The organism is Streptomyces katrae (assembly GCF_000966975.1).
Classification (GTDB): domain Bacteria; phylum Actinomycetota; class Actinomycetes; order Streptomycetales; family Streptomycetaceae; genus Streptomyces; species Streptomyces katrae.
In genome coordinates, this window is sequence record NZ_JZWV01000884.1 from 1 (window position 1) to 3,410 (window position 3,410).

The window sequence follows — 3,410 nt, forward strand, 5'->3', positions numbered from 1 at the left end:
CCCCCGACCCGCTCCGGCACGTGTTCCTGTCCGACTCCGGCTCGGTGGCGGTCGAGGTCGCGGTCAAGATGTGCCTGCAGTACTGGCGTTCCCTCGGCCGTCCGGAAAAGCGCCGGCTGCTGACCTGGCGGGGCGGCTACCACGGCGACACCTTCCAGACGATGGCCGTGTGCGACCCGGACGGCGGAATGCACAGCGCCTGGACGGGTCTGCTGCCGGACCAGGTGTTCGCGGACCGGCCGCCGGCCGGCTTCGACGCCGGCGTGGACGAGGCGTACGCACGCCACCTGGCCGATCTCGTCGAGCGGCACGCCCACGAACTGGCCGCCGTCATCGTGGAACCGGTGGTCCAGGGGACGGGCGGGATGCGCTTCCACTCCCCCGGCTACCTGAGGCTGCTGCGCGAGATCGCCGACGCCCACGACGTGCTGCTCATCTTCGACGAGGTGGCGACGGGATTCGGCCGCACCGGCGAACTGTTCGCCGCCGACCACGCCCGCGTCTCCCCGGACGTGATGTGCCTGGGCAAGTCCCTGACCGGCGGCTACCTGTCGATGGCGGCCACCTTGTGCACGGCCCGGATCGCCGACGGCATCTCCCGCGGCGAACCTCCCGTCCTGGCGCACGGCCCGACCTTCATGGGCAACCCGCTGGCCGCCGCGGTGGCCAACGCCTCGCTCGAGCTGCTGGTCCGCAACGACTGGCGCACTCAGGTCAAGCGGATCGAGACGCGGCTGACGGCGGCCCTGGAACCGGCCCGCGCGCTGCCCGGCGTACTCGACGTCCGGGTGCTCGGCGCCATCGGTGTGGTCCAGCTCGACCACGACGTGGACGTGGCAGCCGCCTCCCGCGCGGCGATGCGCGCGGGGGTGTGGCTGCGCCCCTACCGCGACATGGTCTACTCCATGCCTCCGTTCGTCACCGGGGACGAGGACCTGGCCAGGATCGCGCGCGGGGTCCTGGCGGCCGCCGAGGCGGGCTGACGGTTCATCAGTACGGCCTGTGACCTCGCATTCTGACGTCCCGGCGGCTGACTCGTGTCACGACTCCGGGTGCTACCGCAGGTTGCAGTGGGTTGAGTCACACAAGGGTGCATATTCAGCCCGGCATGACTAGCATCGAACGCTGGAACGACCTTCCGGCACCGTCGCATCGACCTCACGACCATTCCGCGCAGCCGAGAAGATCCCAGCAGTGACAGCTATTACGGGGGCTTTACCATGTCACTTCCACCCGCTTCGCCATGCGCACCTCTCCTTTGAGCATGCCGGCGTGTGCTCAATTTTCAGAGCAATCGATTCACCCATGAATCAACACCGATAGAAAAGTCGGTCAGCCGGATCACTGGGCCCAAAAGGCACGTTCCGGCCGTCAAGGAGCTCGACCACATCGTGATAGACCTGCGGATCCTTCTCGTTGACAACTATGACTCCTACACATGGAATCTCTTCCAGCTGATATGGAAGGTGGCAGGCGTGCCTCCCGTCGTCGTGCGCAACGACGAGGCGACGGCGGACGAACTGCTGCGACAGGACTTCACCCACGTCGTGATCTCCCCCGGCCCGGGCACCGCGGCCAGGGAAGAGGACTTCGGGCTCTGCCGGGCCCTGCTCGAACAGTCCACCGTGCCCGTCCTCGGCGTGTGCCTCGGCCATCAGGGCCTCGCACTCGCCTTCGGCGGCGAGGTCCTGCACGCACCGGAGGTCGTGCACGGCCAGACGAGCGCGATCACCCACACCGGCACCGGTGTCTTCGCCGGCATCCCGCAGGGCTTCCGCGCGGTGCGCTACCACTCCCTCGCCGTCACCGAACCGCTGCCGGCGGACCTCGTCGCGACCGCCTGGTCCGAGGGCGGCCTGCTGATGGGCCTCCAGCACCGCGAACGCCCGCTGCACGGCGTGCAGTTCCACCCCGAGTCGGTGGACAGCGAGTACGGCGAGGAGATCATCGCCAACTTCCTGGGCATCGCGCCCGCGCTCCGCTGGAGCGAACTGGACGTCGACCTGGACGCCGAGGGCCTGTTCCTGCGCGCCTTCGCCGACAGCCCGTACGGCTTCTGGCTCGACAGCTCGCGCACGGCGTACGGGATGGGCCGCTACAGCTACCTCGGCTCGTGTGCCGGAGAGGGCATGGAGGTGATCCGGGCGTACGCGGGGGCGAACCTCGTCGAACGCGAGACCCACGAGAGCGTGGAGCGCGCCCCCGGCACCGTCTTCGAGCACCTGAGGTCCGGTCTCGCGGCCACCCCCGTGCCGGCCGGCGCCTCGCCCGTGCCGTTCGCCGGCGGCTACCTCGGCTATCTCGGCTACGGCGTCAAGGGGAGCGTCGGCATCGGCCGTGCGGGCAGCGGTGAACGGCCGGACGCGGAGCTGCTCCGCGTCGACCGCTACGCGGCCTACGACCACGAGACCGGCCGGCGCTACCTGATCACGGTGGGGCTCTCCGCGGAGGAGCACGACTCCTGGTGCGAGGAGGTGCGCACGCTGGCACGGCGCCCTCTGGTGCCGCGGCCCCGGCGCGAGGTCGCACCCGCCGTACTGGCACCCGGCGTCGACCGCAAGACGTACCTGGAGCACTTCGACACCGTCCAGCAGTGGCTGCGCGACGGCGACTCGTACGAGGCCTGCTACACGTACCAGATCAGCGGCACCAGCGAGGCCGACCCGCTGGACACCTACCTGCGGCTGCGGGCGACCAACCCGGCGCCCTACGCCGCGTACGTCCGGCTGGGCGAGCGCTCGATCCTGAGCTCCTCGCCGGAGCGGTTCGTCACGGTGGCCGGCAACGGCGAGGTGGAGGCCAAGCCGATCAAGGGGACCGCTCCCCGGCACGCCGATCCGGTGGCCGACGAGGCGGCCCGCAGGGCGCTGGAGACGGACCGCAAGATCCGCAGCGAGAACCTGATGATCGCGGACCTGCTCCGCAACGACCTCGGCCAGGTCTGCGACACCGGAACGGTGCACGTGCCCAAGCTGATGGCCGCGGAGTCGTACGCCACCGTGCACCAGCTGGTCACCACGGTGCGGGGGCGGCTGCGCGCCGACCGCGGCGCGGTCGACTGCGTGGAGGCGCTCTTTCCCGGCGGGTCGATGACCGGCGCGCCGAAGAAGCGGACGGTGGAGCTCCTTGACGAGCTGGAGCCGGAGGAGCGCGGCGTGTACTCCGGCAGCCTCGGGTACTTCGGTTTCGACGGGGCGGCGGACCAGTCCATCGTCATCCGCACCATCGTCTGGGAGGGCAACCGCGTGCGCATCGGCGTGGGCGGGGCGCTCATCGTGCTCTCGGACGGCGAGGAGGAGTTCCAGGAGACGCGGCTGAAGGCCCGTGCGCTGCTGCGGGTCCTCGGCGTCGAGGAGCTGCGCGAGGCCACCACGGGAACGGCTGCGAGGTATCAGGGATGAGTACGGTGG

Annotated in this window: 2 protein-coding genes; both read left to right on the top strand. The window is 70.1% G+C overall.

Annotated elements, in window-relative coordinates:
- On the top strand, positions 1 to 983 hold a 983-nt coding region (bioA, locus tag VR44_RS28815), incomplete at its 5' end, for an adenosylmethionine--8-amino-7-oxononanoate transaminase (RefSeq protein ID WP_045950547.1).
- Between the two features lie 408 nt (positions 984 to 1,391).
- Complete coding sequence (pabB, locus tag VR44_RS28820; RefSeq protein WP_245692396.1) at positions 1,392 to 3,401, top strand: aminodeoxychorismate synthase component I; 2,010 nt, start codon at positions 1,392 to 1,394, stop codon at positions 3,399 to 3,401.
- Positions 3,402 to 3,410: the final 9 nt, after the last annotated feature.